General features: G+C 64.6%; 1 protein-coding gene. It reads right to left on the reverse strand.

Annotated elements, in window-relative coordinates:
* Positions 1–347: IS91 family transposase (locus tag NMG80_RS02630; RefSeq protein WP_254016698.1), on the reverse strand; the 347-nt coding region annotated here is incomplete at both ends.

Consider the following 347-nt stretch of genomic DNA (forward strand, 5'->3'; position numbering starts at 1 on the left):
TTCGCCAGCAAGAGCCGCCGGAACAGTTTTGAGAGCACGCGCACAGGCAGGAGGAAGCCGGGCCGGCAGGACACCCAACGCTCACCATCGAGCGAGATGCCGCCGCCGGGCACGATCATGTGGACATGCGGATGATGGGTCATCGCCGAGCCCCAGCTATGCAGCACGGCGGTGATGCCGATGCGGGCGCCGAGATGTTTTGGATCGGCCGCGATGGTGAGCATCGCTTCCGAGGCGGCGCGGAACAACAGGTCGTAGATCACCGCCTTGTTGGGATAGGCGATGTCGGCGATCTCGGCTGGCAGCGTGAAGACGACGTGGAAGTAGCCGACCGGCAAGAGATCGGC

It is taken from the genome of Mesorhizobium escarrei (assembly GCF_935825525.1).
GTDB classification, from domain to species: domain Bacteria; phylum Pseudomonadota; class Alphaproteobacteria; order Rhizobiales; family Rhizobiaceae; genus Mesorhizobium; species Mesorhizobium escarrei.